The organism is Leifsonia sp. EB41 (assembly GCF_041262565.1).
Lineage (GTDB): Bacteria > Actinomycetota > Actinomycetes > Actinomycetales > Microbacteriaceae > Leifsonia.
Genome location: NZ_JBGCCJ010000001.1, coordinates 2268889 through 2287002, shown reverse-complemented (window position 1 = coordinate 2287002; position 18114 = coordinate 2268889). Strand labels below are relative to the sequence as shown.

Genomic DNA, 18114 nt, shown 5'->3' with positions numbered 1-18114 from the left:
CCATCGGGTCGGCGTGGTCGCGTCGCTTCGGCGGCGCGGCCACGGCCGGCTCAGCCGTAGCGGAGCGTCGCCCCCTGCGACTTCAGGAAGTCGATGTGAACGTGGTTACAGGTGTCGTCGAACGGGGCGAAGTTCTGGACGCTGATCGAGCCGCGGCACTCCGACTGGCCCAGGCCGGATCCCTTGGGGACCAGCGGGTCGAGGAGGCGGATGAGCTGGAGGGACTTGGAGTCGCCGCCGGTGAGGGCCGAGCCGTTGAGGAGGTAGAAGTCGACCGCGTGGCCGCCGCCGTCCGCGTAGTGCGCGGAGTCGGTGCCCGCGCCCTCGATCTGGCCGGTGCACTTGCGGTTGATGTCGCTGATGCCGACCTGGCTGAAGTTGTCCAGCGCGACCGAAATCGCCTGCAGCACGCGGTAGTCGACGCCGCAGTTCGGGACGACCTTGCCCTCGGCGAGGTTCGCGATCTCGGGGATGTGGTTCGGCGTGGAGCCGACCAGGCGGCCCGCGGCGACCGCGCCCATGAGCTGCACCGCCAGGGCCTGCACAGTGGGCGACACGCTGCTGTTGGTGGTCGAGTCGAGGGCCTGCGGGCTCTCGGCGATGCCGAGGCCGTCGCGGGAGACGACCTGCGCGGTCGCGTTGCCGCCGGTCAGGGTCTGGACGGCGAGTGCGGTGCGCGCTGCCCCACCGACGGAGGCCTCGCCCGACGTCGCATAGGCCGGGAGGGAGGCGGTGCCGAAGAACGCGGTCAGCGCGACGAGCACGAAGAGGTGGAAGCCGCGGCGGTGGCGGCCCTCGGTGTGGAGCTTGCGGTAGATGCCGAGACGCGGGTGGCGGGGGTTCGTGCGGTCGGCGACCGACGGACCGGCGGCGACCTGCGCGGCGGGGACGGACGACTGCTGCGCGGCGGCACGCCGTTCGGCGCGGGAGGGGCGGGTCGGCTTGACGACGACGCGCTCGCGGACGACGCGCTTCTTCTTCCGCGACGGGGTGTGCTGCTCGGCGCGACGGCGGGCCACCGTGCTCTCGGCGGCGACGCTCTCGGCCGCAACACTCTCCACCGCAACACGCTCGGCTGCGGGGGTCTCAGCCCCCAAGGTCTCGGCGAACAGCGACGCGATGCCGTCCTCCGGAGCGGCCTGCGGAGCCGGTGCGACCGACTGCGGCGCGACGACCTGCGCCGCCTGCGCCTTCTCAGCGTCCCGCGTCCGGCGCGCCTGGGCACGCTCGGCCTCCAGAGCGGCACGGCGGCTCATCGGCGCCGGAGCGGCGGGCGCCACCGGGACGACCGTCGCGGGCGGGGCCAGCGACTCGGCCCGCGTGAAGTCCATGATCGGGTCGGCGACTGCCTGCGTCTGCTCGTCCACGTCGAGTACGACGGGTCCCCGAGTACTGCGGCGAGGCCGCAAGGGGGCAGAGGACTCGGGCAAACTGGCCTTCCTGGGAAGAACGGAACTCGCCTGGGACGGTCGGGTCCGAGCGTCGCGGGGGGACGACGCAATCAGGCGTACCGATCATTCTTATCAAATTTCCGCTGAACGTTCTATCAATGCAGACGAATAGATCGCACCAATTCCGGGCACGACACCGGCGAACGGACGAACTCGCGCAGGAAAGCGGACAGCCGGAGAATGCCGCGGGATGCCGGGGGCGGGGCGCATCCCGCGCGTTCGGGTCGCGCGGAAACACCCCGGCCCTGACGAAGACGGATGCGGGTTCCGATCACCTCGAAGGTAACCCTGCGAGTCCACTCAGACGCCGCCGGGTACGGCTGGTACGACTGACGTTCGCACCGCAGACGGGATGCTAGGGAATCGCCACGGCGAGCTCGACGCGGCCGGCGGCCTCCTGCAGTGCAACGGCCCCGCGCTCGGCGAGCTGACGGAGCCCGATCCCCGGCACGGCGGCGGACAGCGCCCCTCCGGAGACGATCACGACCGAGACGCCGTCTCCGGGTGCGGCGAGGACGTCGAGCGTGACCTCCGACCCGTCGCCGTGGCGCACCGCGTTCGCCAGGCCCTCCGAGATCGTGTCGATCACCGCGGCGGCGCGCACGGGCTCGCGCAGACGCTCCCAGACGTCGTCGCCGAACGACGACCGCAACGGGATGGCGCATCCCCAGCTCTCGACCAGGGCAGCGATCCGCTCGGCGGCGTCCGGCTCCACGCGCGGCGCGCTCAGCTCGGCGCGGATGCTCGACACCACCCTGCGCAACTCGGCCGACGCATCCGCCGAGGGACCGGCAGCCAGGGCGAGCGCGGAGGCGATCAGCTCGGACTGGACTCCCGAATGCAGCAGTCTCGCGAGCGCGGCCCGTTCCGTCTCGAAGGTGCCTCGGATGGCGGCCGCCGCGCGGATGTTGTCCTGGACCGCCTCCTCGAGCTCGCTCTGATCCCGGCGCACCTGGGCCGTGAGCGAGGCGACGAAGGCGACCCCGAGGCCGACCAGCCAGTACGAGGCGGCCTCGAACCAGACCAGCTCGGGATCGCCGCCCATCACGCGGACCGTGGCCTCGCTGCTCGCGGAGAGCAGCACACCGATCAGGCCGTACCCGGTCAGCAGGGCGACAACACGCAGGGCGGGAGGGGTCCGCGTCGCCGCTCGCGCCAACAGCACATTCCCTCCCCACATCACGAGAAGGCCGCACAGCAGTGGGGGGAGGCAGAACAGCAGCCCGTACTGCCAGACGCCGAACGGCAGCACCATCACCGCGAACAGCACGGCGAGCAGGAGCGGTGGGGCCGCCTGCATCCCGCCGAGCACCGAGGCGATCCAGTCGCGCTTGCGCACCCGGCCGGCTTCGGACTCCTCGCCCGCCGGGGCGTCGGTGTCGAAGACCCGGTGGCTGGCCGGGCGCACGATCTGCTCGGCCACTTCGCGAAGCAGGTTCGCCGCATCGGCGGGACGGATGCCGTGGCTCTCGGCCGCGACGGTGGCGCGCTCCAGTCCTTCGGAGACGGCGTCCAGGGCCGAGTCCCGCAGTGCGCGCGCACGGTCCGCCGCCAGCACCGCATCACGCGCCGACGCCTCCTGCGCCGCACGGAGCCGTCGATAGACGCCGAGATGGTCTTCGACGAGCTGGACACCGATCGCGATGAGCGAGAACACGGCGACGGACGTGACCAGGTTGATCGACATCCGGCCGCCGAGGTCACCGGCGGCGGCAGGGATGCCCAGCAGCCATCCGGCGGCGAGGAAGAGGAGGGGACGGAGGACGCCGATCACAGCGAACACGGCGATCACCGTCGCGGCACGCACCGGCGCCGGCGTGACGCGCAGCAGCGCCCAGCCCACGAGCATGAGGAGGCCGACCCCCAGGTGCTCGACGGCGGCCACCGCGACGACCGCCCAGGGGCCGCCGGTGACGTACTGAAGCCCCGACATCACGGTCAGCGCGACCGGGGCCGTGATCAGCCACGTCCACCAGGTGATGGCGTGACGGCCGGTCGCCTGCGCGACGATGCGCCGTATCCGCGACGCGACGGACGGGTTCACAACCCCGACCCCGGGTCGCCGAACGTCGCCGTGTAGAGGGTCGCGGCCGCCACCCTCGGGGCGATGCCGTCGTCCCCGGTGAGGCCGAGCGCCTGGAAGACGCGCTCCACGCTCTTCTCGACCGCCCGCACCGAGACGCCGCGCCGGCGTGCGATCTCCGCGTTCGTGAGGCCCGCGGCGAGCAGCCGGGTCGTCTCGCGCTGGGCAGGGCTCAGCCGCAGGAGCGCGCCCTGCGAGCCGGTCGAGCCGGTCAGGTGCTCGACGGGCCGGTCGGCCAGGACGGCCTCCGCGGCGTCGACCAGCTCGGCGACCGAACCGATCGCGCCCTTGTTGACGAAGGAGGCCCCCTCGACGGTGTCGCGGGCCTGGGCCGCCGCGGCCTCCCGCGACAGGTTGCTGAGGAACATCACCGCGACGTGCGGGGCGCGCTCGCGGACGATCGTCGCCAGCTCCACGCCGTTGGGCCGGGAGCCGAGGTCGATGTCGGTCACGAGCAGGTCGGGGTCGGCGTCGTCCACGAGCCGCAGCGCGTCCAGCGCGGAGGGCGCGGTGGTGATCTCGAATCCGCGCTGCCCGAAGGCGTCGGCCACGAGCGAACGCATCAGGGCGTGGTCCTCGACCACGAGCACCCGCCTGCGCCACATACCGACCGCCACGTTGGAAAGACTAACCGGGCGTGCAGTATGTATTGCCCGCATTACGCGCCCCCCGTTCGGGATCAGAACGGTGCAGGTCGCTGGATGTTGCCCGCCCCGGGGTTCGCGCGGCCCGGGGCGGGCGGTCTGGGTCAGCCGCGGACGAACCGCAGCGTGACGAGTTCGAAGGGGCGCAGCGCGAGCGTCGTCCCGGCGTCGCCGGTCACCCGCTCCAGCAGGTCGGTGCGCTCGATCCGCTCGTACGGGAAGCCGACCGCGAGCGTGGTCGACGTCCGCGAGCCGTGCGCCTCGTACAGCCGGACGACAACGTCGCCCGAGCCGTCCTCGGCGAGCTTGACGGTCTCGACCACGACGCCCGCCGACGAGGAGGCGACGAGCGGCTCGACCGCGGCAGCGGCCGACCGCAGCGGGAGGTTCAGCCGGTAGCCCGCCTCGATCGCCTCGTCCACGCCGCCGACCACGAGGGAGCTGCGCAGCGTGTGCTCGCCCTGGTCGGCCTCCGGGTCCGGGAACAGCGGCGCGCGCAGGAGGGTCTGGCGCACCAGCGAGTAGGTGCCGCCACCCTCGCGCTCGTGCCGGGTGATGTCGTGGCCGTAGGTCGCGTCGTTGGCGACGCCGACGCCGAAGCCGGGCTCCGCCACGTGCACCCAGCGGTGCGCGCTGGTCTCGAACCGGGCGACGTCCCAGCTGGTGTTGGTGTGCGTCGGCCGCTCGATGTGCCCGAACTGGATCTCCGAGCGCGCCGACGTGGTGTGGACGTCGACCGGGAAGCCGAGCTTCAGCATCCGCTGGCGCTCGTGCCAGTCGACGTGGGTCTCGATGTCGAGCGCGGGCGACCCGGCGGCGAGGGTCAGTGTCTGGGTCACTGTGGAGGCGCCGAAGCGGCGGACCAGGCGCAGCGACACCGACTCGGGCGTCTCGGCGGCGACCTCGAGGGACTCCACCCGCGTGAGGTCCTCCCCCGCGAGCCGGTACTCGATGTCGACGTCCCAGGCGTCCCACTGCGTGGGAGTGTCCCGGAAGAGCTGGAGGAGGTTGGCGCGGGTGCCGGCGGGGACGACCTCCCGGCCGGTCGCGAGCTCCACGATCGACGGGATGAGCCCCTCGGCGTCGACCGTGACCGCGATGCGGTCGTTGACGAGCCGGTGGCCGTCGCCGTCGCGCTCGACGCGGGCGTCCGAGCCGCGGGCCGGCACGCCGATGGCACCGGGCGCGATCCCGTCCACGCTGTAGGGCGAGGCGTTGGCGACAGCATCGCGGTCGGTCGCCCCCGCGGCGAGCGCCGCCAGCGACCTCCCGATCAGATCCTCCAGGCTGCGCGCCACGGCGGCGTAGTTCTCGACGGCCTGGTCGTGCACCCAGCCGATGGACGACCCGGGCAGGATGTCGTGGAACTGCTGCAGCAGCACCGTCCTCCAAGCCTCGCGCAGCTCCTCCGCCGGATACGCCGCGCCGGCCCTGACCGCCGCGGTCGCCGCCCACAGCTCGGCCTCGTGCAGCAGCGCCTCGCTGCGGCGGTTGCCCTGCTTGGTGCGCGCCTGGGAGGTGTAGGTGCCGCGGTGGAACTCCAGGTAGAGCTCCCCCGCCCAGACCGGCGCCGGGTCGAACTCGGCGCGCGCGGCGGCGAAGAACGCGGACGGCGCCGCGACGCGGACGGTCGGCGAGCCCTCCAGGTCGGCCGTGCGCGCGGCCGCGGCGACCATCTCGCGGGTCGGCCCGCCGCCGCCGTCGCCGAACCCGAACGGCACGAGCGAGGTGTTCGCGCGGCCCTTGTCGGCGAAGTTCTGCTCGGCGTGGGCGAGCTCTCCCCCGGAGAGGATGGAGTTGTAGGTGTCGACCGGCGGGAAGTGCGTGAAGATGCGCGTGCCGTCGATGCCCTCCCAGTCGAAGGTGTGGTGCGGGAACTTATTCGTCTCGTTCCACGAGATCTTCTGGGTGAGGAAGTAGTCCATCCCCGCCTCGCGCGCGATCTGCGGCAGGGCGCCCGAGTAGCCGAACGAGTCGGGCAGCCAGACCTCGCGCGGCTCGTAGCCGAGCTCCTCCAGGAAGAACCGCTTGCCCTCCACGAACTGGCGGGCCATCGCCTCCGAGCCGGGCATGTTGGTGTCCGACTCCACCCACATCCCACCGACCGGGACGAAGCGGCCCTCGGCGACGCGGACGCGGATGCGCTCGAACAGCTCGGGGTAGAACTGCTGCATCCACGCGAACTGCTGCGCCGACGAGCACGCGAACACGAAGCCCCGGTCCTGGTCCATGAGGTCGAGGACGTTGGAGAACGTGCGCGCGCACTTGCGGATCGTCTCGCGCACCGGCCACAGCCAGGCGGAGTCGATGTGCGCGTGGCCCACCGCGAACACCCGGTGCGCCGTCGCGGCGGCGGGCGACACCAGCACGTCGGCGAGCGCCGCGCGACCGGCCGAGGCGTTCGCGCCGACGTCGAACGGGTCGACCGCCGTCACCGCGTCCTCCAGCGCAGCGAACAAGGCCGCGCGGCGCGGGGAGGTCGCCGGAAGCTCGGCGGCCAGGCCGCGCGCCGTGAAGATGTCCTGGATGAGCTCCCACACCTCCCGGTCGCGGTGGACGACGTCCACCCGTCGCAGCGTGTAGATGGAGTCCGTCGGCGCGGTCGACTTGCGGCCGACCGGCGTGGGCCGGAACGACCAGTCCGACCCCACGTCGGGGTTGGATGCCGCCTCCACGAACAGCTCGAACGACTCCCCCGGCGCCGCCTGCAGCCGCACGTAGTTGTTGAGCGGCTCCAGCGCCTTGACGATCGTGCCGTCCGTCGCCCAGACCAGCCCCTCCGCCTGGAAGCCGACCTGGCCCGCGGTGAAGCCGAGGTCGACGACCAGCTCCACCTCATCGGCGGTGGCCTCCCATTCGGCCGGGACCGTCCCGGTCACGCGGAACCAGACCGTGCCCCACGGCCGCCCCCACGGCCTCCCGACGGCGAACGGCTCGAAGGCGCCCTCCATCGCCTGCGCGAACGGCACCGGCTCGTCCGGCACCTCCCACGCCTCCACGGTCACCGGGACGGACGCCCGTTCGAGGGCGGGCGTCAGGCGCTCGCGGACGAAACGGTCGACCCGCAACTCGGCGAGCTGGTTCTGCTGGTACAAGGAGGACTCCTTCTATATAAGAGGTACGGCTAGCCCTTGACCGCGCCGGCGAGCGCGGACGAGCCGCCCAGCGCACGGGACACGATCACGTAGAGCGCGATGACGGGCACGGAGTAGATGAGCGAGTAGGCGGCGAGCTGGCCGTAGGCGACCGCGCCGTACTGCCCGAAGAACGTGAAGATGCTCACCGCCGCCGGCTGGTTGCCGGGGCTGAGCAGCAGCACGAACGGGACGAAGAAGTTGCCCCACGCGGCGACGAACACGTAGATGAACACCACCGCGATCCCGGGCCGCACGAGCGGGACCACGACGGTCCACAGTGTCTTCATGCTGGACGCGCCGTCGACCCAGGCCGCCTCCTCCAGGGAGATCGGCACGGAGTCGACGAAGTTCTTCGTCATCCAGATGGCCATGGGGAGCGATGACGCCGCCATGAACAGGATCGTCCCACCGAGCGAGTCGATCAGGTTGAGCGACACGAAGAGGCTGTAGACCGGCACCATCATCGCGGTGATCGGCAGACAGGTCCCGAACAGGATCGCGTAGAGGAACGGCCGGTTGAACCGGTTGCGGTAGCGCGACAGCGGGTAGGCGGCGAGCACCGCGATGACCACGGTGAGGATCGCGCACCCGGCCGACAGCAGGAGGCTGTTCCACAGCGGCACGAACGCCAGCTCGGGCGTGAGCACCTTCTGGAAGTTCTCCAGCGTCCACTGCTTCGGCCACGCGACCGAGAGGGTCGCGCTGCCGTCGAACGAGGCCAGCACCACCCACACCAGCGGCAGCACGAAGACCACGCCGATGAGCAGCAGGAGGACGTTGGCCGTCCATTTGAGGGCGATGCCGTTGGGCGACGAGAGTCTCATCAGTCCACCTCCGTCTTGAGCGCTCGCACGTAGACGATCGCGAAGACCGCCCCGACGAGCAGCAGGATGGTCGCGATCGCGGTGCCGTAGCCGAGCTCGGAGAACTTGAACGCCTCCTGGTAGGCCAGCACCGGCAGGGTCATGCTCTTGTTGCCCGGCCCGCCGCCGGTCATCACGTAGATGAGCGTGAAGACGGAGAGGGTCTGGAGCGTGATGAGCATGAGGTTGGTGGAGATGCTGCGCCGGATCATCGGCAGCGTCACGAGGAAGAACCGCTTGGCCCCGTTGGCGCCGTCGACCTCCGCCGCCTCGGTGATCTCCGGCGGCACCTCCTGCAGCGCCGCCGAGTAGACCAGCATCGAGAACGCCGCGCCGCGCCAGGTGTTGGCGAGGATGATCGACAGCATCGGGAAGGCGAACAGCCAGGACGGCCCGACGATGCCGAACCCGGCGAGGATGGCGTTGAGCGTGCCGTGCTGGCTGAAGAACGCGTACGACGCGAACGCCGCCACGATCTCCGGCAGCACCCAGGCGCCGACCACGAAGGTCGAGACGAGCGCGCCGACCCACCGGCTGCCGCTGCGCATCAGCAGGGCGAGCACCATGCCGACGATGTTCTGGCCGATCACGGCCGAGCCGATCAGGAAGACCAGGGTCAGCCACACCGAGACCGGGAAGTCCGGGCTCGTGAACAGGTCGATGTAGTTCTGGAGGCCCACCCACTGCGCCGACGCCGCCGCAGAGCCGGTGAGCGACATGTTGGTGAACGAGCCGTAGAACGACGACAGGATCGGCCCGACCAGGAAGACGACCAGCAGGCCGATCGCCGGGACCAGGGGGACGGCCCGGGCGAGCGAGCGCCGGGCGTGTGCGCGCGAACGTGTCCTCGGACCGCGCGGCGGCCGGACCGGGGTGGTCCGGCCGCGCGCGTCGGTGCCGACGGCATCCAGAGTGGAGGTCACGTTACTTCGACTCCGTCTTGTCCTTACCGACGATCCCCACGACCGAGTCGTCGTAGGTCTTGGCGGCCTGGGCCGGAGTGGCCTGCCCGGTCATCACCGACTCCATCGCCACCTGGATGCCGTTGGAGATCTTCGGGTAGTCCGGGGTCGCCGGGCGGAACTTGGTGACCGCGACCAGGGAGGAGAAGAACTCCGACGTCGGGTTGGACGTCTTGTACTTCTCGTCGTCCGCGACGTCCTTGCGCACCGGGATGCCGGCCGTGTTGATGTTGTACTCGAGCGAGCGCTGCTTGTCGGTCACGAAGGTGATGAACTTCCAGGCCGTGTCCTTCGCCGAGCTCTTGGAGCCCATCGAGAACGTCCAGCCGCCGGAGAGGCTGATCGAGCCGGGCGCGCCGCCGTTCTGCGTCGGCATCTTCGCCGTGCCCATCACCGTGTCCCAGTCGGCCCACGGGGTGGCGCCGGTGGGCAGCCACGCGTTGGAGGCCCAGGAGCCGTCGAGGTTGATCGCCAGCTTGCCCTGCGGCACCAGCTCGTTGTTGATCGTGTTCTGGTAGTTGGTGTCGCTGGTGACCTCCTGGCTCGGGCCGAGGCCGCCCTGGTAGACCTCCTTGATCACGTCGAGCGCGTCGATGAACGCCTTCGAGCCGGTGATCCACTTGGAGTTGGAGTCGTCGTACAGACCCTTCTGGCTCGCCCCGTACATGAGCATCTCGAAGCCCTGCATCGAGCTGGCCTCACCCGCGGCTTTGCCGGAGAAGATGTTGAGCGGGATGACGCCGGGGTCGGCGGCCTTGATCTTCTTGGCCGCGCTGATCACGTCCGCCCAGTTCTTCGGCTGCCACGGCGTGGGGATGCCGGCCTTGGCGAAGATCTGCTTGTTGTACCAGAGCCCGCGGGTGTCGGTGCCGGTGGGGATGCCGTACACCTTGCCGTCGTCACCCTTGCCCGCGTCCTTGGCGTTGTCGAAGAAGTTGGACCAGTCCGACCACTTCGAGACGTAGGAGTCGAGCGGCGCGAGGTACCCGGCCTGGGCGTCGGCGCGGATGAGGAAGGTGTCCTCGCTCATCACGTCAGGCGCGGTGGTGGCGGCCCGGTTCATGAGAGCGAGCTTGGTGTAGTAGTCGTTCTCCGCGGCCTTGATGGGCACCAGGTCGACCGTAGTGCCGGGATTGGCCTTCTCGAAGTCGGTCTTGGCCTTGTTCATGAAGTTGGCCATGATGTCCGACCCGAAATCCTGGAAGGCGACCTTGATGGTCTTGCCGTCACCACCCCCGGACGACGACGAACAGCCCGCCAGTGCGACGAGTGCGGCGGCGGCGACTGCTGCGACCACAACCCTGCTTCGCTTCATCGATGCTCCTTTGCATTGGGGTCCTCCGGCTCCCATGCCGCGGACTCTTCGTAATTTATAAATCAAATTGATTTATAAGTAAAGAGCGCAGAGCAAATCGCGTGTCCACCCTCGAGTGGGGGACGTGAGAGGAGGCGGCTCAGCCGCGCCCCACCCGCGGCGAGAACGTCTCATTCAGCACCAGACACGCCGCCCCCACGGCCGCCACGTCCTCCCCCACAGCACTCCCCTCGAGAAGCACCGGATGGGTCAGGATCCCCATGTCGATCTCGGCGAGACGGTCGTCGAGCTGGCCGAGGTAGCGCCGCTCCACGCGCGACCATGACGGGCCGCCGAACACCACCCGGTCGAGATCGAGCAACGCCGTGAGGTTCGACAGGTAGTACGCCGTGTTGCGGATGGAGCGGTCGATGATCGCCGCCGCCCGTTCGTCGCCCGCGTCGGCGGCCTCGGTCAGCTGCGTGAAGAGCGCGTCGACGACCTCCACGTCGAGGTCCGGATCGACCCCATCGACGACCGACAACCCCGCCGGCGCTGTCAGCACTCCGGCCCAGAGCCCCTGCGTCACCAGGCGCTGCGGCCGCACCGACTCGCCCCAGCAGCCGCGGCGGCCGCATGCGCACAGCGCTCCGCCCGGGTCCACCAGCACGTGGCCGGCGTCGCCCGCGTTGTCGGTCGATCCCGTGTAGACCTCGCCGCCGAGGACAAGGCCGATGCCGGCGCCGGTGCCGTAGTAGATGAACGCGTAGTCCTTGCTCGCGCCCGCGGGGTCGCGCCAGCGTTCGGCAACGGCGGCGCTGATCACGTCCTTCGCGACCAGCGACGGGAGGCCGGTCGCGGCGGTGAGCTCGTCGCGGAGGTGGAAGTCGTTCCAGCCGGGGACGAGCGGCGGACGGACGACGACGCCGGTCGCGGTGTCGAGAGGGCCGGGAGCGGCGACACCCACGCCGATCACCCGCGACGCGTCGACGCCCGGTGTCGCGAGCAGCACGCGGATGGCCTCCAGGGTGACGGCGAGCGTCGCCTTCGCGTCACCGTCCGGAGGGGACGGCCGGCGCAGGTGCTCGACCACCTCGCCCTCGAGGTCGAGGAGCACGCAGGTGATCACGGTGGGGTCCAGATGCACACCGACCGCGTACGCGCCGGCGGGGTCCAGGCGGAGCAGGGTGCGCGGCTTGCCCGGGCTGCCCTCGCTCTGCTTTCCGGCCTCCCGGATCAGGCCCTGGCCGAGCAGCCGGCGGGTCACGTTCGTCACGGTCTGCGCCGACAAGCCCGTGACCGAGGCGAGCTCGACACGGCTGAGGCCGCCCTCCGAGCGCCGCACGGCGTCCAGCACCACGGTCTCGTTGAACGCGGCGATCGCCGGGAGGTTCGCTCCCTTCGGCACGGCATCCTCCTCCACGCTCGGGTCGGGAACCCGGCGTCCCTCGTAATATACCCACGCACATCCAGGTTTCCGGCTCCGTACATCTGTACCCCAGCCCGCGCCCAGCCTGGTGGGGCATGGTGAGAGCCGTGGAGATCGTGGTCGACGTCGTGCTGCTGGTGCTCGCCGTCCTCGCGATGGCGGCAGGCTGGAGCAATGGCGCCATCCGCGCAGCGGGGGCGCTGATCGGGCTCGGAGTGGGGCTCTCGCTCGGGCTCCTGCTGGCGCCGATGGTCGTGAACTGGATGGCCGCCTCCGGGCTGACCGGCGTCAGCCAGCGCTCGATCGTGGCCGCGGTGGTCCTGGTCGTGTGCGCCGGCATCGTCTACGCGCTCGCGACCGCGGCGGCGTCGGTGATCGGCAAGGTGCTCCGGCACGGGCCGGTCAAGTGGGTGGACTCGCTGATCGGCGCGGTCCTCGGCTTCGTCACTTGGGCCGTCGTCGTCTGGCTCGTCGCCGGCTTCGCGATGGCCACCAGCCTCGCGACCGTTGTACAGGCCGCGAACTCGTCGCAGGTCGTCTCCACCCTGAACAGCATCGCGCCGATCCCCTCCTCGACCGTGCTCGGCGCTGTGGACGACGCCCTCGCCGGGGCCGGACTGCCGAAGGTCTTCGAGGGCGGCGAGTCGATCAAGACGATCGGCGCACCCGACCCGAACGTCCCCGCCGCGGTCGCCTCGGCGCAGCAGTCCACCGTCACCATTCTCGCGTCCAAGCCGGCCTGCGGCGTGGACTCCGAAGGCAGCGGCTGGGTCGTGCAGCCGGGCCGTGTGGTCACCAACGCGCACGTCGTCGCGGGCGCCTCGTCGGTCGTGGTCCGCGAGTCCGGCGGCACGACGGTCGACCGGGCCACGCTCGTGGCGTTCGACCCGGAGCGCGACCTGGCCGTGCTCGACGTCACCGACCTCCGGGCGCCTGCGCTGCACCTCGGTCAGAACCTGGGCGCCGGCGATTCGGCGTACGCGGCCGGCTACCCCGGTGACGGGCCGTTCACGATCAGCCCGCAGCGCGTCCGCGACCAGGTCACCGCCCGCGGAACGGACATCTACCAGAGCGGCTCGGTCGAGCGCCAGATCTACTCGCTGCGCGGAACGATCCGCCCGGGCAACTCCGGTGGCCCGCTGCTCGACCAGGCGGGCGATGTGGTCGGCGTCGTCTTCGCCCGCTCCACCATCGACCCGCAGACCGGCTACGCGCTGACCCTGGACGAGCTCCACCCGGTGCTCGCCTCGGTCGGCTCGGCGCCGATCAGCTCGGGAGCCTGCTCCGCGGGCTGACGACGGGCGCCGCCACGTGGTTGGCTTGAGCCATGAAGGCTGTCAGCTACACCTCGACCGGCGACTCCGACGTCCTCGTCCTCGGCGAACGCGCCGAGCCGCACCCCGGAGACGGCGAGGTGCGCGTGCGCATCCATGTCTCGGGCGTCAACCCGACTGACTGGAAGGCGCGACAGGGCAGCGGCCCGGCCGACCTCCCGCGGGCGCAGGTGCCGAACCAGGACGGCGCCGGAGTGGTCGACGAGGTCGGCGCGGGTGTCGGCGCGGTCCGTCCGGGCGACCGGGTCTGGGTGTGGGACGCCGCCTACCAGCGCCCGGACGGCACGGCCCAGGAGCTCGTCGTCCTCCCGGAGGCGCTCGTCGTGCCGCTACCGGAGAGCGCTAGCTTCGACGTCGGGGCGTCGCTCGGCATCCCCGCTCTCACGGCGCACCGCGCGCTCACGGCGCACGAGGGCGTGGCGGCAGAACTCGCGCCGGGCACGCTCGACGGGCGGACGGTGCTCGTCGCGGGAGGCGCGGGAGCGGTCGGCCACGCGGCCATCCAGCTCGCCGTCTGGGCGGGCGCCACGGTGATCGCGACCGTCAGCAGCCACGAGAAGGCCGAGCTCGCGCGTGCCGCGGGCGCCCACCATGTCGTCAACTACCGCGAGCCGGACACGGCCGAGGCGATCGGCGCACTCGCCCCGCGCGGCGTCGATATCGTCGTGGAGGTCAACGCCAGCGCGAACGCCGAACTCGACACGAAGGTCGCCGCCCGGGGCGCCACGATCTCGGTCTACGCCGACGCTCCCGGCTCGACCGAGGTGACGATGCCGATCCGCCCGGCCATGCAGAAGAACCTGCGCTGGCAGTTCCTGCTCACCTACACGGTCACGCCGGAGGCCAAGGCGGCCGCGGTGCGCGCAGTGTCGGCGGCTGTCGCGGCGGGCGCGCTGCCCGTGGGGGCCGAGCACGGCCTCCCGATCACGCGCTTCCCATTGGAGGAGACGGCGGCCGCCCACGACGCTGTGAAGGACGGCGCCGTGGGCAAGGTGCTCATCGACCTGGCGTGAGGGCGGGCTCCGCGGAGGCCGCCGCCTCGGCACGCACACCGCGCGCCAGCCGCACGATCTGCACCACCATCGCGACCGCGGCGGCTACGGCGATGGCCGCCGCGTAGCCGAGCGCGGTGGGCAGCAGACCGACGACGCCGATCAGCTCGCCCGCCGCCAGCGCGGGGACGCCGTAGGCCAGGTAGCTCACCAGGAACACCCCGGCGAACAGCTCGGCGCGCTGGTCGTTCGGCGCGAGCGGGGCGATGATCCGCAGCATCGCCGAGAACCCGGCGCCGAAGCCCGCTCCCGCGACGACCGCGCCCGCGAACAGCACGGGCAGGAGGCCGGCGCCGATCCCGACGGCGGTCAGCGCGATCCCGGCCATGATCGCCGCCATCGCCCAGACCGTTGTTGTCCGGGCCGGCGCGCGGGTCAGCAGCAGCCCGGCGATGGCGCCGACCGCGGGCGGCACCGCGACGATCGCGCCGTTCAGGAGGCCGGAGTCCAGGTGGAAGACGCCGTGCAGGATCGACGGGGACAGTCCGATGAACAGCCCGGCGAGCATCCAGGTCGCGAGGAAGAGCGGCAGCGCCGCCACGAACTCACCGCGTGCGGCCCGCGGGATGAACAGCCGCGGCGTCAGCGAGCGCAGAGCGCCGGGACGGGCCGCGACGGTCTCCGGCGACGCCAGCACGACGAGGATGCCCGCGGCGAAGAGCAGCGCCAGCGTCACGAAGACGAGCGTCGTCGGCTGGGCCGTGAACTGCACGGCCAGCCCGGTGAAGAACGCACCGAGCGCGATCCCGCCGACCGGGGCTGTCGAGCCGATGGTCGCGCCCAGCTTCTTCTGCCTCTCGGGGGCCAGCTCGACCAGGGAGGCGGTGAAGGTGCTCATCGCGGCGCCGGTGGCCACGCCCTGCACCGAGCGGGCGGCGATGATCGACCCGATGTCCTTCGAGAACAGGAACATCAGCATCGCCGCGATCTGAAGCGCGAGCGCGCCGACCAGCACCGGACGGCGGCCGATGTGGTCGGACAGCGAACCGGCGACGAGCAGGGTGATCAGCAGCGTCACCGCGTAGATCGCGAAGGCGACCGTCAGCAGCCAGGACGGGAAGCCCCACTCCTGCTGGTACAGGACGAACAGCGGGCTGGGCGCGCCGACGGCGAGCGCCACGGCGACGAACGCCAGGGCTGTGCCGGTGAACGCGGCGGTCGGGCGCAGCCGCAGCGAGCGAGCGCGCGGCCGGGTGGCTGTGATGGACCCGGTCGTGAGGGTCGGGCAGCTCTCTCCTGCAGTGGACATCTCGGCCTCCTAAAAGCAAATTTGATTGCTTTAATGGACTATAAAGCGCGGTCTGGTAAAAAGCAACAATCTTTGCTTTAAGCTATTCCCATGACTACGACCACACCGTCGAAGCGGACGGGCGGACGCAGCGCCGCGGTCATCCACAGCGTCCGCACCGCCGTCGAGGACCTCGTCCGCGAGAAGGGCAGCGAGCGCGTCACCGTGCCGATGATCGCCGAGCGCGCCGGGGTCAACCCGACCAGCATCTACCGGCGCTGGGGCGACCTCCCGACCCTCCTCAACGACATCGCCACCTACCACCTCGACACCGACCGTCCGCTCGCCGACCGCGGCGACCTGCGCGACGACCTCACCGACTGGGCGAGCGGGATCGTCACCCACTTCCGCAAGCCGGTCAACGCGGCCTTGCTGCGCGGCGGCGCGGGCGCGGCGGGCGAGCGCACCTCCGACTGCCTCCGCAACCGGCGCACGGAGGCGGGGATGCTGCTCGCGCGGCACCCCGAGACCGGCGTGACCGAGGACGACGTGATGGACGTCGTGATCGCCCCGATCGTCAACCGCGTCATCTTCCAGCCGTGGACGCTCGGCGACACCACGGCGGAGGACATGGTCGCGCGGCTGTTCCGGCCGGGCGCCGGCTCCGCCCGGTAGGCGTCGTCCCGGCCCGCTAGTCTCGTCAGAATGGCACGCCGTCCCCGCACCGAACAGGAGCGCGCCGCCGCCCGCTCAGGCTGGGCGGTCGGCGTCGCGACGGCGCTGTACGGCATCTCGTTCGGCGCGCTCGCGACCGCGTCGGGACTCGACGTGTGGCAGGCGTGCGTCCTCAGCCTCGTCATGTTCAGCGGCGGCTCGCAGTTCGCCCTCATCGGCGTGCTCGCGTCGGGCGGGGTCGCGGCCGGCGGCACGGCCATCGCCTCCGCCGCCCTCCTCGGCGTGCGCAACTCCTTCTATGCGCTGCGCCTGTCACGCATCATCGGCCCCGGTTTCTGGAGGCGATCCGCGGCCACCCAGCTCACCATCGACGAGTCCACTGCGGTCGCCACCGCCCAGACCGAGCCGCGCGCGCAGCGCATCGGGTTCTGGGTGACCGGCCTCGTCGTCTATCTCGGCTGGAACCTGATGACCCTTGCCGGGGCGCTCCTCGGTAACCTGATCGGCGATGTGAAGGCGTACGGCCTGGACGCGGCGGCGGCCGCCGCGTTCCTCGGACTCCTCTGGCCACGGCTGAAGGCACGCCAGACCCAGGCTGTCGCCGTCGCCGCCGGGTTCGTCGCGACCCTGCTGACGCCCGTCCTCATGCCAGGTCTGCCCGTGCTCGCAGCTGCGGTCGTCGCGATCGTGTTCGGCGTCCTCAACCTGTTCGGCCGGGGCGACGACCGGCCGCATCCCGACCCCATCCCGATGGAGCGGGAGGTCGAGCCGTGACGACCTGGAACATCATCCTGCTCGGCTCGATCGCCGTGCTCGCACTCAAGGCCGTGGGCTGGCTGGTCCCGCCCAAGGCGCTCGACCATCCCGTCGTCGCGCGCACGAGCGACCTGCTGACGGCCGCCCTGCTCGCCGCGCTGATCTGCGTGCAGACCTTCGGCGCCGGCGAGTCGCTGCACCTGGACGCGCGGCTGCCCGCGGTCGCCATCGCCGCGGGGCTGTACGCGTTGCGCGTGCCGTTCATCGTGGTGGTGCCCGCGGCGGCCGTCGTCGCGGCGCTCATCCGGCTGCTGACCTGAGGCCCGGCGGCGCCGCGTACCCGGTGTCGGCGGCCGTCTCTAACGTTCTGACGTGACCGTATCCTGGCATCCCGTGGCGAACGCGCAGCCCTCGGAATGGGTGCTGAGCCAGGGTGCCCTCGGCACGCCGTATGCGGTCGTCCGCCGGTTCGCGTTCGGCGACCCGAACCGGCCCGACGTCTGGTACCGCGTCGTCACCTGGGCGCCGGGCTCGGACGGCCGGGAGCTGATCGGCTGGTGCCGGACGCTGGAGGCCGCGGCGGCCGTCGCGTGGGACCACCGGTGCGCCGCGGAGTCGTGGCGGCACCACATGGCCGCGCGGAGGTCGGACACCGCGACGATGGCGGCGAAGCGGCCCAGCGCCGCCGAGCTCGTGCGGTTCTACCGCGCGGCACTGGCGGCGCAAGGAGTCCACCCGTTGCGTGGGTCCCCTCCCCGGACGACGATGGAGCGATGACCCAGACTCCGGAACCGCAGCCGCCGGGCCGGGACGACATCGACCCGGACGACGGACGCCCGGAGTCGGCGACGCAGCGCGCCGACCGCAACTGGAACGAGATCCTGCAGGAGCTCCGGGTCACCCAGACGGGCACCCAGCTCATCAGCGGCTTCCTGCTCGCGATCGCGTTCCAGGCGCGCTTCGGCACACTGGACGCGTTCCAGGTCGGCTTCTACCTGGTCCTCGTCGTGCTCGCCGCCGGCAGCACCGCGCTCGGGCTCGCACCCGTAGCGCTGCACCGCCAGCTCTTCCGGCACCACGAGAAGGCGCAGTCCGTCGCCATCGCCAACCGGCTGCTGAGGATCAACCTGACCCTCGTGGCCCTGCTGACCTCCGGCGTGGTCTTCTTCGTCTTCGACGTGACGCTGGGCATCACCCCGGCGATCG

The 18114-nt window shown here is 71.3% G+C and carries 15 protein-coding genes and 1 pseudogene; 7 read left to right on the top strand and 9 right to left on the bottom strand.

Annotated features, from left to right (window positions below):
• Positions 1-50: 50 nt before the first annotated feature.
• The 8 genes from ABH923_RS11335 to ABH923_RS11300 all read right to left on the bottom strand — a co-directional run bounded on the left by ABH923_RS11335 (position 51) and on the right by ABH923_RS11300 (position 11842).
• Positions 51-1367, bottom strand: a complete 1317-nt coding sequence (locus ABH923_RS11335) for a hypothetical protein (protein ID WP_370055464.1) — start codon at positions 1365-1367, stop codon at positions 51-53.
• 439 nt (positions 1368-1806) lie between these two features.
• Positions 1807-3495 carry a hypothetical protein gene (locus tag ABH923_RS11330; protein ID WP_370055463.1) on the bottom strand — a complete coding sequence of 563 codons (1689 nt, stop codon included), beginning with the start codon at positions 3493-3495 and terminating at the stop codon, positions 1807-1809.
• Positions 3492-4151 (bottom strand): response regulator, encoded by a 660-nt coding sequence (locus tag ABH923_RS11325; protein WP_370055462.1) that lies wholly within the window; start codon positions 4149-4151, stop codon positions 3492-3494. Before ABH923_RS11325 ends, ABH923_RS11330 begins: the two co-directional genes overlap by 4 nt.
• Positions 4152-4282: 131 nt before the next feature.
• Positions 4283-7273 (bottom strand): alpha-mannosidase, encoded by a 2991-nt coding sequence (locus ABH923_RS11320; protein WP_370055461.1) that lies wholly within the window; start codon positions 7271-7273, stop codon positions 4283-4285.
• 29 nt (positions 7274-7302) lie between these two features.
• Positions 7303-8139, bottom strand: coding sequence for a carbohydrate ABC transporter permease (locus ABH923_RS11315; RefSeq protein WP_370055460.1), 837 nt, complete (start codon positions 8137-8139; stop codon positions 7303-7305).
• Positions 8139-9101 (bottom strand): carbohydrate ABC transporter permease, encoded by a 963-nt coding sequence (locus tag ABH923_RS11310; protein ID WP_370055459.1) that lies wholly within the window; start codon positions 9099-9101, stop codon positions 8139-8141. The genes ABH923_RS11315 and ABH923_RS11310 overlap by 1 nt, the downstream gene beginning before the upstream one ends.
• Position 9102: 1 nt before the next feature.
• The gene (locus tag ABH923_RS11305; protein ID WP_370055458.1) at positions 9103-10455 is read right to left on the bottom strand and encodes an extracellular solute-binding protein; all 1353 of its coding nucleotides are present in this window, start codon (positions 10453-10455) and stop codon (positions 9103-9105) included.
• 139 nt (positions 10456-10594) lie between these two features.
• Positions 10595-11842 (bottom strand): ROK family protein, encoded by a 1248-nt coding sequence (locus ABH923_RS11300; protein WP_370055457.1) that lies wholly within the window; start codon positions 11840-11842, stop codon positions 10595-10597.
• Positions 11843-11958: 116 nt separating this feature from the next.
• Here ABH923_RS11300 and ABH923_RS11295 point away from each other — a divergent pair, with 116 nt between their 5' ends.
• The gene (locus ABH923_RS11295) at positions 11959-13158 is read left to right on the top strand and encodes a MarP family serine protease (RefSeq protein WP_370055456.1); all 1200 of its coding nucleotides are present in this window, start codon (positions 11959-11961) and stop codon (positions 13156-13158) included.
• A 32-nt stretch (positions 13159-13190) separates the two neighbouring features.
• The gene (locus ABH923_RS11290) at positions 13191-14210 is read left to right on the top strand and encodes an NADPH:quinone reductase (protein ID WP_370055455.1); all 1020 of its coding nucleotides are present in this window, start codon (positions 13191-13193) and stop codon (positions 14208-14210) included.
• On the opposite strand, the gene ABH923_RS11285 is transcribed toward ABH923_RS11290, so the two are convergent.
• Positions 14194-15498, bottom strand: a complete 1305-nt coding sequence (locus tag ABH923_RS11285) for an MFS transporter (RefSeq protein WP_370055454.1) — start codon at positions 15496-15498, stop codon at positions 14194-14196. The genes ABH923_RS11290 and ABH923_RS11285 overlap by 17 nt on opposite strands.
• Positions 15499-15588: 90 nt before the next feature.
• Between ABH923_RS11285 and ABH923_RS11280 the strand changes: the two genes are divergently transcribed.
• The 5 genes and pseudogenes from ABH923_RS11280 to ABH923_RS11260 form a co-directional block, all read left to right on the top strand.
• Positions 15589-16152 carry a TetR/AcrR family transcriptional regulator gene (locus ABH923_RS11280; RefSeq protein WP_370055453.1) on the top strand — a complete coding sequence of 188 codons (564 nt, stop codon included), beginning with the start codon at positions 15589-15591 and terminating at the stop codon, positions 16150-16152.
• Positions 16153-16182: 30 nt separating this feature from the next.
• The gene (locus tag ABH923_RS11275) at positions 16183-16926 is read left to right on the top strand and encodes an AzlC family ABC transporter permease (RefSeq protein WP_370055452.1); all 744 of its coding nucleotides are present in this window, start codon (positions 16183-16185) and stop codon (positions 16924-16926) included.
• Positions 16923-17228, top strand: a complete 306-nt coding sequence (locus ABH923_RS11270; RefSeq protein WP_370055451.1) for an AzlD domain-containing protein — start codon at positions 16923-16925, stop codon at positions 17226-17228. Before ABH923_RS11275 ends, ABH923_RS11270 begins: the two co-directional genes overlap by 4 nt.
• Before the next feature lie 52 nt (positions 17229-17280).
• Positions 17281-17685, top strand: a complete 405-nt coding sequence (locus tag ABH923_RS11265; protein WP_370055450.1) for a hypothetical protein — start codon at positions 17281-17283, stop codon at positions 17683-17685.
• Positions 17682-18080 (top strand): annotated as a pseudogene (locus ABH923_RS11260) (DUF6328 family protein); the annotation flags it as partial. The gene ABH923_RS11265 and the pseudogene ABH923_RS11260, both read left to right, overlap by 4 nt.
• Positions 18081-18114: the final 34 nt, after the last annotated feature.